20 protein-coding genes are annotated in these 20,299 nt (G+C 35.3%); 10 read left to right on the top strand and 10 right to left on the bottom strand.

The annotated features are described in order from the left end of the window. Positions 1-73: 73 nt before the first annotated feature. The 3 genes from SD1D_RS11680 to SD1D_RS11670 form a co-directional block, all read right to left on the bottom strand. Positions 74-409, bottom strand: coding sequence for a branched-chain amino acid transporter permease (locus SD1D_RS11680; protein WP_058259075.1), 336 nt, complete (start codon positions 407-409; stop codon positions 74-76). Beyond that, on the bottom strand, positions 406-1,104 hold the full coding sequence (locus tag SD1D_RS11675; protein ID WP_058259074.1) for an AzlC family ABC transporter permease: 699 nt from the start codon (positions 1,102-1,104) through the stop codon (positions 406-408). The genes SD1D_RS11680 and SD1D_RS11675 overlap by 4 nt, the downstream gene beginning before the upstream one ends. 122 nt (positions 1,105-1,226) lie before the next feature. Continuing rightward, positions 1,227-1,511, bottom strand: a complete 285-nt coding sequence (locus SD1D_RS11670; RefSeq protein ID WP_058259073.1) for a hypothetical protein — start codon at positions 1,509-1,511, stop codon at positions 1,227-1,229. A gap of 270 nt (positions 1,512-1,781) precedes the next feature. On the opposite strand from SD1D_RS11670, the gene SD1D_RS11665 reads away from it, so the two are divergent. The 8 genes from SD1D_RS11665 to SD1D_RS11630 all read left to right on the top strand — a co-directional run bounded on the left by SD1D_RS11665 (position 1,782) and on the right by SD1D_RS11630 (position 11,239). Next, entirely contained in the window at positions 1,782-2,048 is a 267-nt protein-coding gene (locus SD1D_RS11665; protein WP_058259072.1) for a metal-sensing transcriptional repressor, read from the top strand. Positions 2,049-2,071: 23 nt separating this feature from the next. Then, the gene (locus SD1D_RS11660) at positions 2,072-4,519 is read left to right on the top strand and encodes a heavy metal translocating P-type ATPase (RefSeq protein ID WP_058259071.1); all 2,448 of its coding nucleotides are present in this window, start codon (positions 2,072-2,074) and stop codon (positions 4,517-4,519) included. 46 nt (positions 4,520-4,565) lie between these two features. Next, on the top strand, positions 4,566-4,781 hold the full coding sequence (locus tag SD1D_RS11655; RefSeq protein ID WP_058259070.1) for a heavy-metal-associated domain-containing protein: 216 nt from the start codon (positions 4,566-4,568) through the stop codon (positions 4,779-4,781). 245 nt (positions 4,782-5,026) lie between these two features. Further along, positions 5,027-7,609 carry an ATP-dependent chaperone ClpB gene (gene clpB / locus SD1D_RS11650; RefSeq protein ID WP_058259069.1) on the top strand — a complete coding sequence of 861 codons (2,583 nt, stop codon included), beginning with the start codon at positions 5,027-5,029 and terminating at the stop codon, positions 7,607-7,609. A gap of 69 nt (positions 7,610-7,678) precedes the next feature. Further along, on the top strand, positions 7,679-8,104 hold the full coding sequence (locus SD1D_RS11645) for a protease complex subunit PrcB family protein (RefSeq protein ID WP_058259068.1): 426 nt from the start codon (positions 7,679-7,681) through the stop codon (positions 8,102-8,104). A gap of 415 nt (positions 8,105-8,519) precedes the next feature. Then, on the top strand, positions 8,520-8,771 hold the full coding sequence (locus SD1D_RS11640) for a Veg family protein (RefSeq protein ID WP_058259067.1): 252 nt from the start codon (positions 8,520-8,522) through the stop codon (positions 8,769-8,771). 135 nt (positions 8,772-8,906) lie between these two features. Then, positions 8,907-10,475 (top strand): DUF3794 and LysM peptidoglycan-binding domain-containing protein, encoded by a 1,569-nt coding sequence (locus tag SD1D_RS11635; RefSeq protein WP_058259066.1) that lies wholly within the window; start codon positions 8,907-8,909, stop codon positions 10,473-10,475. A gap of 164 nt (positions 10,476-10,639) precedes the next feature. Beyond that, positions 10,640-11,239, top strand: a complete 600-nt coding sequence (locus tag SD1D_RS11630; RefSeq protein WP_058259065.1) for a hypothetical protein — start codon at positions 10,640-10,642, stop codon at positions 11,237-11,239. 84 nt (positions 11,240-11,323) lie between these two features. On the opposite strand, the gene ispE is transcribed toward SD1D_RS11630, so the two are convergent. Both ispE and spoIIR read right to left on the bottom strand, forming a co-directional pair. Next, on the bottom strand, positions 11,324-12,196 hold the full coding sequence (ispE, locus tag SD1D_RS11625; RefSeq protein WP_058259064.1) for a 4-(cytidine 5'-diphospho)-2-C-methyl-D-erythritol kinase: 873 nt from the start codon (positions 12,194-12,196) through the stop codon (positions 11,324-11,326). A gap of 69 nt (positions 12,197-12,265) precedes the next feature. Next, positions 12,266-12,967 carry a stage II sporulation protein R gene (gene spoIIR / locus SD1D_RS11620; protein WP_058259063.1) on the bottom strand — a complete coding sequence of 234 codons (702 nt, stop codon included), beginning with the start codon at positions 12,965-12,967 and terminating at the stop codon, positions 12,266-12,268. Between the two features lie 190 nt (positions 12,968-13,157). Between spoIIR and murI the strand changes: the two genes are divergently transcribed. Continuing rightward, positions 13,158-13,967, top strand: coding sequence for a glutamate racemase (gene murI, locus SD1D_RS11615; protein ID WP_058259062.1), 810 nt, complete (start codon positions 13,158-13,160; stop codon positions 13,965-13,967). 14 nt (positions 13,968-13,981) lie between these two features. Continuing rightward, the gene (locus SD1D_RS11610) at positions 13,982-14,401 is read left to right on the top strand and encodes a DUF1934 domain-containing protein (protein ID WP_058259061.1); all 420 of its coding nucleotides are present in this window, start codon (positions 13,982-13,984) and stop codon (positions 14,399-14,401) included. Between the two features lie 86 nt (positions 14,402-14,487). Here SD1D_RS11610 and SD1D_RS11605 read toward each other — a convergent pair whose 3' ends face one another. From SD1D_RS11605 to SD1D_RS11585, 5 genes are all read right to left on the bottom strand, one after another. Then, positions 14,488-15,711, bottom strand: coding sequence for a CapA family protein (locus SD1D_RS11605; RefSeq protein ID WP_058259060.1), 1,224 nt, complete (start codon positions 15,709-15,711; stop codon positions 14,488-14,490). Between the two features lie 114 nt (positions 15,712-15,825). Beyond that, on the bottom strand, positions 15,826-16,281 hold the full coding sequence (locus SD1D_RS11600) for a hypothetical protein (protein WP_058259059.1): 456 nt from the start codon (positions 16,279-16,281) through the stop codon (positions 15,826-15,828). A gap of 194 nt (positions 16,282-16,475) precedes the next feature. Continuing rightward, a complete protein-coding gene (locus SD1D_RS11595) occupies positions 16,476-17,210 on the bottom strand; it encodes a lysophospholipid acyltransferase family protein (protein ID WP_058259058.1) in 735 nt (244 codons plus the stop codon). A gap of 79 nt (positions 17,211-17,289) precedes the next feature. Further along, positions 17,290-18,465, bottom strand: coding sequence for a M15 family metallopeptidase (locus SD1D_RS11590; protein WP_058259057.1), 1,176 nt, complete (start codon positions 18,463-18,465; stop codon positions 17,290-17,292). A gap of 122 nt (positions 18,466-18,587) precedes the next feature. Beyond that, entirely contained in the window at positions 18,588-20,039 is a 1,452-nt protein-coding gene (locus SD1D_RS11585; protein ID WP_058259056.1) for a nicotinate phosphoribosyltransferase, read from the bottom strand. Between the last annotated feature and the right edge of the window lie 260 nt (positions 20,040-20,299).

Here is a 20,299-nt window from a genome sequence, read left to right as displayed (position 1 = left end):
TACAAGTATAAACCGGTATTCTTCCTATCTTAGAATGCCGGTTTTTTTATTGCTTAAGATTAATATAACCATATTATACAAAGATAAAATTTATTAATATGACATAGAGTAAAGATCCGCAGCCAATACTTAAAAAGGTGTTTTTCTTCCATATATGAAGGGCACAAAGTAGGGCAAGGCTTATTGTTTCCGGTATAGCATAGGGGGCCCTGCTAAAGGAAATATCTTTAAGACAGTATACCAGCAGCATACCTATAATTGTATAAGGGAGAAAGTCAGACAGGTATTTTATGTATTTGGGTATCTTTCTATTCTCAGGAAATAAAATAAAGGGAAGAAATCTGGTAAGGATGGTGGCAAGACTGACCAGGCTAAAAAATATGAACAACTGGGTACTGGTGTAATTCACTTTGGAATGCTCCTTTCTAAAGGCTCCTTTATAAAAGTTAATAACAAAAGAATGACAATCATTGAAGGAATAATAAAATTAGAGGCACCAAAAATAAATCGGCAGATAAGGGCACTAAATACACCAATAAGGGTGGGGATATGATTTTTTACCTTTCGCCATTGATCTATAAATATTACTGTAAATAAAGCCGTCAATACAAACTCTAGGCCTCTGAGTTTAAATTGAAGTAAGCCCCCGATTAAGCCTCCTAAAATGGATCCTGCTATCCAATACAAATGATTTAAGAAAGATATGTAAAAATACAACCATTTTGCAGGGACACCTGCCGGGGGAATGACATTACAGAGTAGGGAAAAAGTTTCGTCTGTCAGGGAAAAAATAAGGTATGGTTTTATGAGTCCCATATTTTTATATTTTTTTAGGAAGGAGATACCGTAAAATAGATGGCGAGCATTTACCATTAATGCCATTAAAAATGCCCCTAAAAGATCAAAACCGGAGGCTAATAGGGCAACAGTAACAAACTGCATGGAGCCGGCATAAATAAAAACACTAGAAAATATGGTCCATAATAAAGAAAATCCTTGGTTGTTCATAAGGATTCCATATGCGGTTCCAAGAACTATATAGCCTGACAGTACAGGAATGGTATGATAAAGAGCAGCCTTTAGGGCTGCTTTATGATTCTTCAATATAATTCTCCTTTTCTTTTGAGTCTTGAGCACTGTAATACGTTAATTATAAAAAGTATTATAATATAGAGTCAGATATTTTGCAAATCTAAAATCATATATTATAACTGGTGTATCTTGCATTAAATAATATAATCAGCTTTATTCTCGGTTTTATTACTAAAGTTTTTGTCTAGGGTCTTATATAGCAAATCTATGGGTAATCTGGTATTACATTTTTCACATTCTATATAGTCCTTAGAAGATGTCTGTTCCCTCTTATCGTATAAAAAGGGAGAGAAAATTAAAGAGTTTTTTAATCCCGGAGCATCGGAATCTAAGACATAGGAGTAAATATAACTGGCTTCATGCTTTAAAAAAAGATTCTTGCTTTTGCAGACGGGACAAGTATATTTATTGGATTCCATATGCAGTAATCCTCCTTATTTATCTTTATTATTTCATAGTTACACAAATTGCCTAGATTTATTCAAATAAGCCTTATGGCAAAAATAAATATAAAAATAGTTGACATATATAAACCTTAGAAGTATAATTGCTATACCCCCCTATGGGAGGGGTATAGCATAGATTTTTAATTTACATAAAAGATTTGGATAATTAAAAATATAATTATAAGCTTTGACTTTTTAGAAAGGAGTGTTTACAAGGTTCTAAATGACCCTTGTATTAAAGATATGAATAATGAGAAAAAGAAAGCTGTATTTGCATTAAAAACTGCAAAAGGTCAGATTGATGCGGCAATAAATATGATTGAAGAGGAAAGATACTGTGTAGATGTATCTAACCAGGTTATAGCTGCACAAGCTTTATTAAAAAAAGCAAATCTTTTAATATTAAAGCAACATATGTACCATTGTGTAAAGGAAGCATTTGAGCATAATCAAGGTAGTGAAAAGATAGATGAAATTATAGATATATTATCTAAAATTACCGGAAAGTAAAAGGCCGGGAAGGAGGAATTAATATGGCAAATAAAACATTAAAAATAGAAGGCATGACCTGTGCAGCCTGTGCCAGGGCCGTAGAACGGGCCGTAGGTAAGCTAGAGGGAATATCCCAGGCAAAAGTAAACCTGACTACAGAAAAGCTGACCGTAGAATATGACGAGAATAAAATCAATGTAGAAACAATACAAAATGCCGTAGATAAAGCAGGCTACAAGGCAGTAAGGGAGACTGTTGCTAAAACATTAAAGATAGAAGGAATGACTTGTGCAGCCTGTGCCAAAGCCGTAGAAAGGGCTGTAGGTAAGTTAGAGGGAATATCCCAGGCAAAAGTAAATCTGGCTACAGAAAGATTAACCATAAATTATGAGCCTTCAATAATTAGGCTGTCTGATATAAAAAATGCCGTTAAAAAAGCGGGCTATAAGGCACAAGATGTAGAATCAGCCATGGATTCTGATAGGGATAATAAATTAAAGGCAAAAAAATCCTTATGGCAAAGATTTATAATATCCCTGATTTGTACAGTACCCCTTTTATATATTTCTATGGGCCATATGATAGGACTTCCTTTACCTAGATTTCTTGATCCCATGATTAATCCGGCAGCTTTTGCCATAGCACAGCTAGTACTAACTTTACCGGTGATTGCAGTGGGGTATAAGTATTATCTGGTAGGATTTAAGACCTTGCTAAAGGGTAGTCCCAATATGGATTCTTTAATAGCCATAGGCACCAGTGCTGCCGTAATATACGGTATATTTGCAACTGTTCAAATATTACAAGGGGATGGATCTTATGCCATGGAATTGTACTTTGAGTCTGCCGCTGTTATTCTTACATTAATAACCCTTGGTAAGTATTTTGAGACTGTATCTAAGGGTAAAACCTCAGAAGCTATAAAAAAACTTATGGGTTTAGCCCCTAAGACAGCCACCATTATCAGAGAGGACAGGGAGCTTAATATTGCCATAGATGAGGTTGAAGTAGGAGATATTATTGTAGTAAAACCCGGTGAAAAGCTGCCGGTAGATGGTATAGTAATAAGCGGTACTACCTCCGTGGATGAGTCTATGCTGACCGGTGAGAGTATACCTGTAGAAAAACATGCGGGAGATACTGTAATAGGTGCCAGTATTAATAAAAATGGAAGCATTAGGTATAGGGCAACAAGGGTGGGAAAAGACACTACCCTGGCACAAATTATTAAACTGGTTGAGGAGGCTCAAGGATCTAAGGCTCCCATAGCCAAGATGGCAGATATTATATCAGGTTACTTTGTTCCCATTGTTATAATCTTAGCCTTACTGGCGGGGTTAGCTTGGTATATTATAGGAGGAGAAAGTGTAATCTTTGCCCTAACCATTTTTATTTCGGTACTGGTAATAGCCTGTCCTTGTGCCTTAGGACTAGCAACACCTACTGCTATTATGGTGGGAACCGGTAAAGGAGCAGAACACGGGGTGCTTATTAAAAGTGGTGAAGCCCTAGAAACTGCTCATAAGATTAATACAGTTGTCTTTGACAAGACGGGGACTATTACAGAAGGAAGACCAAAGGTTACCGATGTTTTTACCGCAGATAATATCAGCAAGGAAGAACTTCTAAAAATATCAGCTTCAGCAGAAAAAGGATCGGAGCATCCTTTGGGAGAAGCTATTGTTGACTTTGCTAATGATATGGGTATTGATACAGTAAATGTTACTGATTTTATGGCTATACCGGGTCATGGAATAGAAGTAACCATAGATGAAAATCAGGTCCTTCTGGGTAATCGAAAACTGATGACTGAAAGAAAAATTAATCTGGAAAATTGGGAACAAATATCTGATAAGTTAGCAGATGAGGGAAAGACTCCCATGTATATTGCTATATCCGGTAAGCTGGCCGGCATTGTAGCCGTAGCTGATACTGTAAAAGAATCCAGTAAAAGAGCTATTGAAAGCCTCCATAGGATGGGGATAGAGGTTACTATGATTACCGGAGATAATAAAAAAACAGCCCAAGCCATAGCAAGGCAGGTGGGAATTGATAGGGTTTTAGCGGAAGTACTGCCCCAGGATAAGGCGGACAAAGTAAAAGAACTTCAATCTAAGGGTAGGAAGGTTGCCATGGTAGGAGACGGAATTAACGATGCCCCGGCCCTAGCTCAAGCGGATATTGGTATTGCCATAGGCTCCGGTACCGATGTGGCCATGGAATCTGCAGATATTGTTCTTATGAGAAGTGATTTAATGGATGTTCCCACAGCAATACAGTTAAGTAGGAGTACCATTGGCAATATTAAAGAGAATTTATTCTGGGCATTTGCTTATAATACCATAGGAATACCTATAGCCATGGGCATCCTTTATATTTTTGGCGGTCCCTTGTTAAACCCTATGATAGCCGGTGCTGCCATGAGTTTAAGCTCAGTATCGGTGGTAACTAATGCTTTAAGATTAAAGAGATTTAAACCGGAAGTTTAAAGATATTATTTTGCAATACTATATTATTATTATCGGAGGAATAAAGATGAAAAAGAAATTAATGATTGAAGGAATGTCATGTGGACATTGTGTAAGACATGTTGAGGAGGCTTTAAAAGAAATAGAGGGAGTAATATCTGCCAAAGCCGATTTGGAAGGAAAGTATGCAATGGTGGAGCTTAATAAGGACATAACTGACAGTCTTTTTAAAGAAGTTATTGAGGAAGTCGGTTATGAATTAGTAGGAATCAGTGAAAATTAAAAGAAACTAATAGTAAATATCTATAAATAACGGGGACATATCAAATGGTTTTATACCATTTGATATGTCCCTTTTTCTTTGTCAGTGAATTTGACTTATTTTAAAGCCCTAAAAATATGAATAATATAACAATAACAACTTGAAATCCTGTGTCATAAGTGTTATAGTTGTAATAGAACAAGCATAAGAGTAGTAAAATATAATTTAATGGTCAATAATTAAAATAAAAAATTAAGGAGGAGACTATGAATATTAATAAGTTTACACAAAATTCAATTCTGGCGGTACAAAATTGTGAAAAATTAGCTTATGAATATGGGCATCAGGAAATAGATATAGAACATTTGCTTTATAGTCTTATTTCCTTGGATGATAGTCTTATAGAAAAGTTATTGGAGAAGATGGGGATAAACACCAAGGTTTTTATAGCCCAGGTTAAGGGTCTTTTAGATAAAAGGGCAAAGGTATCCGGGGGACAACTATATATTAGCAGTGACTTAAATAAGGTCTTAATCTATGCCGAGGATGAGGCAAAGCATATGGGAGATTTATATGTATCGGTAGAGCATCTATTTCTTAGTATGCTAAAGCAGTCCGGAGGGAAAGTTAAGGAATTGTTTACTGACTTTAACATTACAAGGGAATCCTTCCTTGCAGCCTTAAGAAGTGTAAGAGGAAATCAAAAGGTGGTCAGTGATAATCCTGAGGCTACCTATGACACCCTTGAAAAATACGGATACGATTTGGTTACCCGGGCCAAGGAACAAAAGTTAGATCCCATTATCGGTAGGGATGCCCAGATTCGTAATGTCATCCGGATATTATCTAGAAAAACTAAGAACAATCCCGTTCTTATCGGAGAGCCGGGAGTAGGCAAAACAGCAGTTGTAGAAGGGCTTGCACAAAGAATTGTAAAAGGGGACGTACCCCATTCCTTAAAAGATAAGAAAATATTTGCATTAGATATGGGAGCTTTAGTTGCCGGAGCCAAGTATAGGGGGGAATTTGAAGAGAGGCTAAAGGCAGTACTAGAGGAAGTAAAAAAGAGCCAAGGACAGATTATATTATTTATAGATGAGCTTCATACCATTGTAGGAGCAGGAAAAACCGATGGAGCCTTAGATGCAGGTAATATGCTTAAACCTATGCTAGCCAGGGGAGAACTTCATTGTATCGGAGCAACTACCCTTAACGAATACCGTCAATATATTGAAAAGGATGCAGCCTTGGAAAGAAGGTTTCAACCGGTTTTAGTTGATGAACCTACTGTGGAAGAGACCATATCTATTCTTAGGGGATTAAAGGAAGGTTATGAGGTCTTTCATGGAGTTAAAATTACCGACGGGGCTTTGGTCAGCGCAGCCACCTTGTCTGACAGATATATATCAGACCGCTTCCTTCCCGATAAGGCTATTGACCTTGTAGATGAAGCCTGTGCCCTGATTAAGACAGAACTAGATTCCATGCCTACAAAGCTTGATGATATGCAGCGAAGAATTATGCAAATGGAAATTGAAGAAGCGGCCCTTAAGAAGGAAAATGACCGTTTAAGTATGGAGCGGCTTGAAGAACTTAGAAAGGAACTGGTAGAACTTAAAGAGACATTTACCCTTGAAAAGGCTAAATGGGATAATGAGAAAGCAGCTATTAAGAAAGTTCAAAAACTTCGGGAAGAAATGGAAGAAGTTAATAAACAAATCGAACTGGCCCAGCGTGACTATGATCTAAATAAAGCAGCAGAATTAAAGTATGGACGACTTCCCCAGTTAAATAAGCAACTTCAAATAGAAGAAGAAAAATTAAAAAGTAAGGAAAGTCAAATGGTTCGTGAAAGGGTAAGTGAAGAGGATATTGCCAGGATAGTATCTAGATGGACCGGTATTCCTGTAACAAAGCTTACAGAAAGTGAGAAAAATAAAACTCTTAATTTACCGGATTATCTTCACAAAGGGGTCATAGGACAAGAGGAAGCAGTTTTGAAAGTATCAGATGCCATACTTCGTTCCAAAGCAGGAATAAAAGACCCCAATAAACCTATTGGCTCATTTTTATTCTTAGGCCCTACCGGAGTAGGTAAAACGAAACTGGCCAAGGCTTTGGCTGAAAGTCTGTTTGACAATGAACAGAACATGATAAGAATAGATATGAGTGAATATATGGAAAAGCATTCTGTTGCCAGACTAATAGGAGCACCTCCGGGATATGTAGGCTATGATGAAGGGGGCCAACTTACCGAAGCAGTTAGGAGAAGACCTTATGCAGTTATTTTATTTGATGAGGTAGAAAAAGCTCATAAGGATGTATTTTATGTGCTACTTCAAGTTTTAGATGACGGTAGAATTACAGATTCTCAGGGTAGAACAATTGATTTTAAAAATACAATTATTATTCTTACCTCTAATATCGGTTCAAGATATTTATTAGAGGGGGTCAGTGAAAGTGGAGAAATCAGTTCAGAATGTGAAGCCATGGTAATGGATGAGTTGAGAGCCTCATTTAGGCCTGAATTTATAAATCGGCTGGATGAAATTATTATGTTTAAGCCCCTTACTAAGGAGAATATCAGTGATATTATTAATTTAATGATAGCAGATGTAAATAAGAGACTAAAAGAGAGGGATATTACTATCCAAGTAACCCAGGGGGCCAAAGATTACATTGTTCAAAGAGCATATGATCCTGTCTATGGTGCAAGACCCTTAAAGAGGTACCTGCAAAAGAATGTAGAAACCTTAAGTGCAAGGCTAATTTTAAGTGACCAGGCTTCTAGTGGAGATACTATAATAATAGATCAAGGAGAAGATGGCCTTACTGCTAGGGTTATGTAATGATAATGAATTTTTTTTACAAAGCCTTCATAAGATTTAAGTAAAATAAGACTATTATGGAGGTTATTAATGAAGAGGCAAAAGATTATAAAGAATTTTCTGGGGCTTCTTTTAATAATTTTAACGGTTTTTGGCTTGCTAGGATGTGAGAAAGATGAATCAGAAATAAAGAAAATAAGAGACTTGGACTTTACCGTAGTAGAAGAGGCTGACTTACCTGGAGAATTAAAAGAAATTATAGATGAAAAAAAGGAGAAACCTTTTAGGCTTCACTACTCCAACAAGGACCATTTGTATATTGTGGTGGGATATGGAAAGCAAAATAGTGGAGGATATAGCGTTGCTGTAGAAGAACTTTTTCTTACAGACAACGCCATCTACATAGATACCAATTTGATTGGTCCTTCACAGGATGACTTGGTAACACAGGGTGTAACTTATCCTTATATTGTGGTAAAGCTTGAGTATATGGATAAAAAGATTGTATTTGAGTAGCCTCCATCTATTAGAACAAAACACCTATAGTGGGAAAAGGTAGAAGGGCACTATATTTTGTATAAATAACTTGGAAGAACTCTAGATATAGTATAAAATAATTCGTTAAAATGACAGATATACCCTTGTTTTATATACACTATTTTGTGCAAATTCCTAAAAAAGGGTAGGAAGATTATACTATGCATATTAAAATATACCATAAATCTTAACAATAATAAGTGAATTTACTGTGCAAATTTATCGGTAAAATACCCTGATGCAAGAGGAATTGTCAGAAAATTATTTGACAATTCCTTAAATTACATGCTATAATACTTATGATGCATAAAATATGTAATAAAATCAATGTTTAATATGTCCATATAGCAGCATAGGACTCTGAATGGAGATAGAAGCATTAGAAGGAGTTAATATGATTAAACAGATGGATGTAAATAAGGTACGAAATGCTGTAATCAGCCATACGGGGAAGAAAGTAAAAGTCAGAATCAACAGGGGTAGACACAGAATTGATGAGACGGTAGGTATTATATCCGAGACATACCCCAGTATTTTTTTAGTCACTACTCAAGGCAGTAAAGATATGCCGGTACGGACTATGTCGTACAGTTATACGGATGTTTTGACCAAGGACGTTGAACTTATTTTGTGCAGACAAAGCTAAGCGTAAATAGGCCGAAACCATAAGGTTCCTTATGGTTTCGGTTTTTTTTATATTCCAAATCATAAATCCTAATTTGTATGAATATGATATCTCAGAGGCATGTAATCCTATGTCCAAATTAAAGGAGGGATAAGTTTGGAATTAATAAAAAAGAATATTCATATGAATAAATTAAAATGTAAAAGCACTATGCAGCTTACCTTGGACGATGACTTTAATGTTCCAGATATAAAGCCAGATGTAGACCGGATTATTACCCAGCAGGGAGAGGTAAAAATCAACGAAATTAATGCCATGAACGGTAAACTTATGGTAAAAGGAGAACTGGATTTTAATATCCTATATTTCAGTCAGGAAGATGAAAAACCTATTCATAATATTACCGGTCAAATTCCCTTTGATGAGGTAATTAATATGGAAGATACCTGCACAGATGATGAGCCTATTGTAAAGTGGGAATTAGAAGATTTAAGCACCGGGCTTATTAATTCAAGGAAATTAAGTGTAAAATCAATTGTAAGGCTTAATGTTTCTGTTGAGGAGCTTTATGATGATGAAACCGGAGTTATGGTTGAAGGACCTGAAGATGTACAATACATAAGTAAAAAGATTGAAATAACCGATATAAGTATTAATAAAAAGGATACTTTTAGAATAAAAGATGAGATACTACTTCCTACAAATAAGGGGAATGTTGTATCTGTATTATATAGTGATATACATATAAGTAATATGGAAGTAAGGCTTTTAGAGGATAAGTTCACAATCAATGGATTAATGTCAGTATTTATTCTCTATAGCAGTGACAGTGAAGAAAGTCCAATGGAATATTATGAGACAGAAATCCCCTTTGGGGGAACAGTTGATTGTAACGGCTGTAATGAAGATATGATAGAAGATATAACCTTCAGGGTGTTAAATAAAAATCTAGAAATCAAGCCGGATTCTGATGGAGAAGAAAGGGTTATTGACTTAGAAGTTATATTGGAGATGGCTATTAAGGTATATGATATACAGGAACCTGAAATTCTGTGTGATGTATATAGTCCTTCTAGAGAAATCACCCCCGTAATTCAAAATGCCGTCTATGAGAATTTGGTGGTAAAAAATAATAGCAAATATAGGATTGCAGACCGCATCCGTGTATCAGATAATCAGCCGAATATTTTGCAGATCTGCCATTCTGAAGGAAGCATAAAAATTGATGATATTATAAAAAGTGATCAGGGACTTCAGGTGGAAGGAATAATTGATATAAACCTTCTTTATATATCAGAGGATGATTCCATGCCCCTTTCTTCCTTAAACGGAGCAATACCATTTACACAAATTATTGAAGTTAAGGGAATGGATGAAGACGGAAGTTTTGAAGTTCGTCCAAATCTTGATCAGCTTAGTGTTATGATGTTAGACGGAGAAGAAATTGAAGTAAAGGCTGTTATTAATTTAAATACTATTGTCTTTAATAAAATTATAGAGCCTATTATTACAGATTTAGAGATTGCTGACCTTGATATTGAAAAACTTCAGGCCATGCCCGGACTTATCGGTTATATTGTGAAAAAAGATGATACTTTGTGGAATATTGCAAAGAAATATTACACCACTGTGGATACAATCATGGAAATTAATGATTTAGAGGATGATAGTATCAAAGAAGGTGATAAACTAATTATTATGAAACGAGTAGATGCAATTACATAGTTGTTAATCTTTTAAAATATTAATTATCATATTAAGGAAATAATAGAATCCTCCGATATACCTAACATAGGAAACAAATTCTATTTTTAATGGATTACTCCTAGTTACCAAGGAAGGTAAAGTTTAAATGCCAAAAGTAGTGGCAGCTTATAAGGAGGATGGAAATGAGTATACAGCAGATAACTAATTATGATAAGAACACAATAAAATACGACTATAAAGAAGGAAAAAAAGTTAAAGAAGAAGCGGTACAAAGAAATGATATGGCAGCAGTATATGAAAGGGAACAAATTGAGAATAAGGTATATCAAAAAGATCAGGCTACCATTGACCGGCTCTTAGAAGAGGCCAAAAGCAGTTCACAAAAACTAAAAGATTTAGTAGAGAAAATGCTCTTAAAGCAAGGAAAGACTTTATCTAATGCCAATGATATCTACAGCCTACTAAGGGAGGGTAAAGTTGAGGTAGATGATGAGACAAGGGCACAGGCTAAGAAGGATATTGCAGAAGATGGGTATTGGGGGGTCGTGCAGACCTCGGAAAGATTAGTTTCATTTGCTAAAGCCTTGTCAGGTGGTGATCCTTCTAAGGCAGATCTTATGATAAAGGCTGTTAAGAAAGGTTTTGAACAGGCTGAGAAAGCATGGGGAGGAAAGCTTCCTAGCTTGTGTAAAGATACTGTGAATCGTACAATAAGCAAACTGGAAGAATGGAGAGACTCCATTAATGAAACAGAGGATAACTTAAGAGAAAATAATAAGTAAATCGGAAGGATATAAAATAAAATAGGACTGTTTCTAAGTGGTTAATTAGGGCATTTAGAAACAATCCTTTTTTATTTTAAAATATTATTTAGCTGGGGAGTAAGGCTCTGTTAATATTACTTGATAACCCCAATCAGAGGATTTAAATAAATCATAAGCCTGTTTTGCCTTAAGTTTATTATCAAAAATTCCATATACCGTAGGTCCGCTTCCGCTCATCAAAGCAGTAAGGGCCCCTTTACTTTTCATTAAACCCTTAATTTCCTCTATAATGGGATGTTCTTTTATTGTTACTGTTTCTAAGATGTTTTCCATAAGAGGTATTAAGGCATATAAATTATTTTCTTTTAGGGCTTTTATCATAGAAGAAATGTCCGGGTGGCTAATTTCTTCATTTAACCGCAGATTTTCATATACATGTTTTGTAGAGACACTGACATCCGGTTTTACAAGAAGAATCTTGCAATCAGGTATGGGAGGCAAGGGGTGAAGTATTTCCCCGATACCCTCCGAATGGGCACATCCCATCATAAGGCAAAAGGGAACATCTGCTCCCAGCTTAATTCCCAGTTGCATCAATTCTTCTAAGGATAAACCTGTTTGAAAAAGCCGGTTTAAGCCCTTTAATGTAGCGGCAGCATCGGCACTTCCTCCTGCTAAACCTGCAGCTACCGGTATTCTCTTGTTTAAGGTAATGTTAAGCCCACTTCTTATAGGATAGTGTTCCCTAAATACTTCAACTGCTTTATATACCAAATTTCTTCTATCCGTGGGAAGATAGTATAGATTTGATCTTACTGTTACTGATTGAAATTTAGTTTTCTTAATACTTATGGTATCATGTAAATTGACAGTTTGCATAATCATACTAACATCATGATAACCGTCAGGACGTTTTCTTATTACGTCTAAGCCAAGATTAATTTTTGCATAGGCTTTTTCAGTTATAGAATTCATCTTAAGTCCCCCAAATCCTAGAGATAAAGGTATTTTATCACAATTAATCAGCCTTTACAAATAAACATCTTAGCAAAAGAGGTTTTTTAATGCAGCAAAAAGTTTAAATTTGACTTTAACAGGTAATCTTTTTGTTTTTAAGGCATCAAGTTCTTCATCAGTCAGTAGAAAACTTAACTTTTTTTCCGACTCACTACTGACAATGCTATAGGTTTCATCTACAAAGCATAAAGGAGGGAACATTACGCACCACCAGTTTTTACCCTGAGCCTTGCCGATTTTAACCTGTACAGCCTGATATGTACCCGGTGGAAAGGTATAATCACCATATACCTTTAAGGGAAAATAGCAGTTTGAGTAAGATGCTAAGACAGAATATGTGTATCCTTTATCTTTTATAACTTTACTGGCCACTTCTTCTATTAGTGGTAGTTTTTCTTTAAGAATGGCTCTGGCATGATTTATGTTATCCACATCCTTAAGATAAGGATACAGGGTTTTTAAAACAGCATCCTTAACCTGGTATTTTAAATTCTGATCTTCATCACTGTCGCTGTTAGCAACAACATGAAACCGGATAATTTCCTTTGCTATCTCTTCCTGCAGCCTACTGGGTTTGCTTTTATACAGATGTAGGATTTGAGTTAAAGTATAGGATATTATTAGTAGAGCTAATAGAAAAAATACACGTATTCTATTGTTGTTTTTATCTGTATAAGCCTTATTATGTAAATTTTTTCTCCTTAATCTCTTATTTATTTTATTTTTCATAAGTCCTCCCAATAATATTTGATATCTAAGTATGGCCAAAAAATCATATTATTAAACAGGACAATTACTATTTGATAAATTAATTGATTATTGAAAAGCTCTTGAACTTAATTCCTTTTAATAGTAAAATGAATAGGCATTCTAAAATTAATGGAAACAGCCTTATACTATGATGTCAGGAGGCTATAATATGACAAAAGCACCGATTGGGGTATTTGATTCAGGAGTAGGAGGATTGACTGTTGTAAAAGAAATCATGAATCAGATACCCGGAGAAACCATAATATATTTTGGAGATACAGCCAGGCTTCCCTATGGAAGTAAGTCTAAAAAAACAATTATTACTTATACTAGGCAGATTGTAAGATTTTTAATGAGAAAAGGGGTAAAGGCCATTGTAATTGCTTGTAATACGGCCAGTGCATTTGCCCTAGAGACTATTAAAGATGAAATTGACATACCTATTATCGGGGTAGTAAAACCCGGGGCCAAAGTGGCAGCAAGAACCACCTTAAATGGAAAAGTAGGTGTAATTGGTACTGAAGGAACTATACAAAGCGGAATATATAACAGGTTTTTAAGCAAAACAAATCCTAAGGTAACTGTATTTGGTAAAGCATGCCCGCTTTTTGTACCTTTAGTGGAAGAAGGATTAATTGATGATCCTATTACCTTTGAAATGGCAAGAAGATATATAGGAGAACTTTTAGATAAGGATATAGATACATTGGTATTAGGTTGTACCCATTATCCTTTGCTTAGGGAAACCATAAGAAAGGTTGTAGGAGACGAAATCTTTTTAGTTAATCCTGCATACGAAACAGCCAAATGTCTTGCGGCAGTCCTAACAGAGCATAACTTAAGAAATGATACTACTCAAGCCCTTAATCATAAATTCTATGTCAGTGACGGAGCCGAAAAATTCAAACGTTTTGCTAATACCATTTTACCCTGTGAGGTAATGGAAACTAAGGACATAAATATTGAAGAACTGGGTTGATTAGGAGTTGTAAGATGAATGAAAAAGTCCGTGTATATATAGAGGGCATTGTCCGGGATGGGGATGATATAAGCCCTATTACTACCAAAGCAGTAGGAGTATACCGTAACTTTAAGGGTAGGCATATTATTCGGTATAAGGAGCCTGAAAATGAAGAAAATAAGGCTTCTATTAATACTATTAAAATATCATCCGGACAGGTTGAGATGATTAAAAAAGGAGAAAACAGTACCCATATGGTTTTTGATTTAAGCAAACAGACCTATTCTAGCTATGATACTCCCTATGGTAGTCTTAACTTTCAGATAAATACCAGCAGGATTAATATAGAGGAAAAGGTAAGGGAGATAAATATCCATATGGAATACACCCTTTCCCTTAATGATAGTCATATATCGGACAATCAGCTTATAATAAAGGTTACTTCCAATTAAAGAATATAATATTCTTTGAATAAAAAAATGCATAAGACTACTGCAATTACTTGGTCAGTAGCTCTTATGCATTTATTTTTATATTATTATTGCTTCTCTGTAACAAATCCCTCTTTGTCAAATTTTACACCATAGGATATATTCTCCATAAATTTATAGTAGTCTTCCTTCTTCTTTTGCTCTGTAATCTGATAGGTATATGCACTATCATTCATAACAGGTAAAAGCTGTACATCGGTGCTTTTGTCAGGATTTAAATATATCTTTAAAAGTCCGGATTCTCTTTTTGAAGAGTTAAACCAGTAGTTACCTAAGCTGTAGGCAATGGGTTTTCCTTTATAGAATTCTATTCCCTGCATTACATGGGGGTGGCAGCCGATGACAGCATCCGCACCGGCATCAATATAAATCTTAGCCATATTTATTTGATAATCCAGCAGTTCATGGGTGTTTTCCTTACCCCAGTGGACATAAGCCACTACAAAGTCACTGTTTTCTTTAGCTTCCTTAATGGACTCTACAAACAAAGCCGGATCATATGTTCCGATCATACCGGGTCGGGTATCGCTTGCATACCAGTCCATGGCATAAATTACACGGCTTGCTGCCACATAAGCAATGGTAGTATCATTAATGGTATAGTAAATGGGTGCCTTGGCACGGTCAATATTAACACCTGCCCCCACATAATCAATCCCTGCCTCTTCAAGGGTGGTAAAGGTATCTAAAAGGGCATCCACCCCATAATCTAAGGCATGATTATTGGCAAGGGAAACTATATCTACTCCCATTTCTTTTAATATATCAACCCGTTTTGGATTGGCCCTAAAGGTGTAAGATTTTTCTTGGATTCTGCTTCCCCTTGTACTATAAGCAAATTCATTGTTCAGCATAAAGATATCTGCATTATTCATTTCTTCAACTAAATCCTCAGAGATAGCTCCTAAGATACCTTTATTCTCTCTGTCATATCTGGCTATGGGTTTGGAGTTTTCATCAAAATTAATATCACCGGCAAAAGCAAGTACGATAGGCTCCGGTAATATTGGCTCCTCTTCTTCCTCCTGAGTTAATTCTTCTCCATTCTCGCCGGTATTATCTTCAGGATCCTTAGCTTGTCCATATTCATCTTCAAAATTAATATCATTTGTTTTACTAGAATCGTCATTTATGTTATCAATTATATTTTCCTTATCCAAATCATCAGAAACATTACTTGTAGGGCCCTTATTACTTATTAAAACCACAAGTAATAGTACAAGCAGTATTGCTACTTGGACAAGTAATACTATTTTTAACTTCCTGTTCATATAATTATCCTTTCTTAGGGAATTTATTTGTATTTTAACACATAATTACTACATAAAAAACCCTCTAACCAAAATAATCATACTTAATTTGGATAGAAGGCTATAATATATCATCTATTTATCTTTCTTAGAAAATTTATCTTTTATCTTACCAAAGAAACCTTTCTTTTGCTTGGTTTCTAAGTTACTTCTTAAACCCTTAACACCAGTAATATAGATACCACTAATTACTGCTTTTACCTCTTTCTTAACAGGAATAATTTCAAATACCTTAGGGTCACACATCATAGACATAACTTTTGGTCCGATTTTAGCTTTAACAATAGGAACCTTAGAACGGCGGAGGTATTTAGGTGTCTGTTCTAAAACCATTTTAGGAAGATTTGCTTCCGATAATTTCATTTTCTTTTTATCAATTACAAGAATAGAAAATGTTTGAGCCGCTGCTTTCATCTGAGCTTCAGCTTCTTCCTGCCTAGTTTGCAGTTTCTTTCCTAAGAAATAAAGACCTACAAATACTCCTATTATAACGGCTACTATAATCAATATTACAATCCATGTAGTGTTCATGTACTTATGTACCTCCTGTATATCAATTTATTTAAACTTTATATTAAGGTAATATTCATTATATCATACCCAAGCGGGACAATAAAAAATAAATATTGTCCCGTTTAGGGTATCCTTTTGGGTTGGGCAAGGCTTATTGTATCATTTTTTTAATAAAAAATAAATAGCAAAATAAAAAATATGGTTACTAATTTTTAGGATTGGACTAATGAAGCATTTTTATCCAGCATTTCTTTGATAATACTTTGGACGTAAGAGCCTAGATGCCTTCGCTGGTCCTTGTCCAACTGCTTAGGGTAAATGGGTTTCCCAAATTCTATAACAACCTTGGCCGGTCTAACCCAAGGGGAATGATTTTCATAAATTTCATCTGTATTACTTATGGCTACGGGAACAATGGCGCATCCGGTCTTTTCTGCCACTTTAAAGCTTCCTTCTTTAAAGGGAAGCATTTCCTTACCTTGACTGCGGGTGCCTTCCGGAGATATAAAGATGGAGTAGCCGGCCTTAATTTGTTCAATAGCCTGAAGTATTGTCTTCATACCCTGCCTAATGTCATCCCTATCAAGGAATAAGCATTGAAGTAAAACCATCCAGGTTCTTAAAAAAGGGATTTTTTTAATTTCCTTCTTTGCCATAAATCCTGTAAGTGTCGGTAAACAGACATAGGATAAGGGAATATCAAAATAACTTCTATGATTAGCTATATATAATATAGGTTCATTAGTGGGAATATTTTCTTTACCGATTACTGTCTTCTTAACTCCGGCAATAAATAAAACTATATGAAAAGCAGCTACAACTATTTTCTGAGAGCTGGCAACTTGTGCCCGACGGTTAAATTTACCGATAATAAATTCAATTATAAATAAGGGAATACTTATAATAAAAAATATTAGTAAAAATAAAAGAATTAGTATAAGCCTCATAGCTTACCTCCTGTAATTTAAAGGTGAACACTTAAAATGAAAAGAGATTTAAAAATCTCTTTTCATTTAGAAATTAATATTATTCTATGGAATTTGTGTTACTTAATTCTTGATTAATATCCATATTCATATCATTGTTGTAAAAGACCGGATCCATATTTTCATTATCTAATATTTCTTCATGGTTATTTTCAAGATCTTCATTATCTAATTCCCGGCTAGGGTCTTCTACATCAATTTCACCCTCAGGAATAGGAGTAGGTGTAGGAGTCGGAGTAGGTGTAGGTGTAGGTGTGGGAGTCGGAGTAGGTGTAGGTGTAGGTATTGGGCTTGGAGTAGGTTTAGGTGTAGGGGTTGGAGTTGGAGTGGGCTTATAATTAATCAGGTCAGCATATTTTTTTTCATAATCAAAACCATCGCTGGGCTTATAATTATAATATTCCTCCAAAGTAAGCTTATTTGTATAAAGATAATTAGCTAAATCCTCTCCTACATATCGTATATGCCATGGCTCATATGCGTATCCTGTAATTTCATAATGATCCTTTGGATAGCGTATGATAAATCCGTACTCATGGGCGTGTTTTGCCAGCCATTTACCTTCAGCTGTTTTGGCAAATTCAGGTACCAACTTGAAATTAACGGACTTTGATGAAACGTCCATGGCAAGACCGGTCTGATGTTCACTGGTTCCGGGGGCGGCTGAATATTTAAGGGTATGTTCTTTACCTTTTTTTACTATGTTATCTAAAAATATTTCTTTCTGCCTATCATAGGATCTATAACCGGAGATTCCATATAAGGAATATCCCTCCTTTAATGCCGCGCTAAATAACTTCTCTATAGCCTGGGCAGCCTCTAACCTTAATAATTTTCTTTCGCTATAGGATATAATGTCAAAAGGTATTGCCGGAATTACCAAATTCTCCGGAACAAAGTCCTTTGGTAAGCTATGTTCTTGGTTTACAAATACTGTAATGCTGTTAGGATCTAAATCTATCTCTCTGGTTGTATCTGGCATTTGTCCCTCTTCATTATATTCATTATTATTATCATATTCATATGTAGGAGGAATATATGTATAATTATCAGAATCATTTTTATTGGCATCGGTAGAAACTGAGGCCGATGCCCTACTCCGATCAGCATAAACAGGCTTATCTTTATTCCTTGAACTTTTCCAAAATACTACTATGCCGGTTATGGATAATGCTGCCAACAAATATATAATAAGTGGAATTTTAACTTTCTTCATTTTTCCTCCTGTTGTAGTCAATATGCCATAGGGGCTACACCTATGACGGGGTCTTCTAAGGTAATAAATTCAGGTATAGTATAACATAAATTTACTAATATGAGAATAAACTTTATTGTAAATTATAGACTGGCATAATATTCATTTAATAAATCTGTTTTTATTTGGTACAATTTACTAGAAAGGTCTACGTAAACATTATGTGGATTTGTAAGCCTTCTGCATTCGTCCCAAAGGGTATCCTGCTCTTTTGCACAATAATCCCGTATCTCCATAACGGAAGGAGAAGTATATACACATTTACCATTAATAAATATTGGTACTAATAATTCTCTTAATGTATAGGTGTTTGGTTTAAGATAAGTTTTTTTCCAGGTTGCAATAGGGTCAAATAACAAAAGGGGTTTATCAGAAGTAAAATGCTCATCATGTAAGGTTATTAAATCAGCCTTTACTTTTCCGCTATCCTTTTCATATATTCTGTAGATCTTTTTATTTCCGGGATTAGTTATCTTCCATTGATTTTCCGATAGTTTCATACGGGGAATAAATTTATCGCCTTTTTTAATGGCAGAAAGTTTATAAACTCCACCAAAAGAAGGGCAGTCTTTGGAAGTAATTAATTTTGTACCTACTCCCCAGGAATCAATTTTGGCATCCTGAGCTATTAGGGATTCAATAACATATTCATCAAGATCACTAGAAGCTGTTATGGTAGCATCGGTAAAGCCGGCCTCATCAAGCATTTTTCTGGCCATTTTAGATAAGTAGGCCAAATCACCGCTATCTAGGCGGATACCATATTTTTCAGGCATCTTACCGCTGTCACGGAGTTCTTTAAAAACCTTTATGGCATTGGGAACACCGGTGCGCAAGGTATCATAAGTATCTACCAGTAAAGTTGTATTCAAAGGATAAAGCTCGGCATATTTACGAAAAGCTGTCAGTTCATCGTCAAAGCTCATAATCCAGCTGTGGGCATGGGTTCCTAGGGCAGGCAGGTCGTAAAGTTTGGCAGATAAGACATTACTGGTTCCAATGCAGCCCCCTATTACTGCTGCTCTTGCCCCTAAGGTTCCGGCATCGGGACCCTGGGCCCGTCTTAAGCCAAATTCCATTACCGGTGCACCGCTAGCAGCATAAACCACCCTGGAAGCCTTTGTGGCAATTAAGCTTTGATGATTAATAATATTAAGTATGGCAGTTTCAATTAATTGGGCTTCCATAATGGGAGCTACTACTTTTAATAGTGGTTCCATGGGAAAGACAACGGTTCCTTCGGGAATAGCATAAATATCTCCGGTAAAATGAAAGTTCTTTAGATAATTAAGAAAATTCTCATCAAATATTTTTAAAGACCTTAAATATTCGATATCATCATCTTTAAATCTAAGATTTTTAACATATTCTATTACCTGCTCTAATCCGGCGCAGATAGCATAGCCGCTATTACATGGATTATCCCTATAAAATACGTCAAAAACAACGATTTCATTCATGTTATTATTAAAATATCCTTGCATCATAGTCAGCTCATAGAAGTCTGTAAGTAACGTTAAATTTTGTTTACCCATTTTATCACCTTCACTTTTATTTTATATATAGGTTAATATTTGTAGACTTGCTTTATGCAATAATCTATCTTATATTAATTAATTTTTAAAGTATAAATTTATTCTATCTCATATAATACCACATTAAACAACATTCAAGATATACCAGTTTTCGCTCAAAGTCAAGAAAGAAGTAACTATTGACATTCTGCAAATTTTATACTATTATTAAAAAAATAAAATGATAAAGACGTTGACGGAGAGAGTAAGCATTCAGTAAA

It is taken from the genome of Herbinix luporum (assembly GCF_900070325.1).
GTDB classification, from domain to species: Bacteria; Bacillota; Clostridia; order Lachnospirales; family Lachnospiraceae; genus Mobilitalea; species Mobilitalea luporum.
The sequence above is the reverse complement of the archived record's forward strand: the minus strand, read 5'-3'. Positions and strand labels throughout refer to the sequence as shown.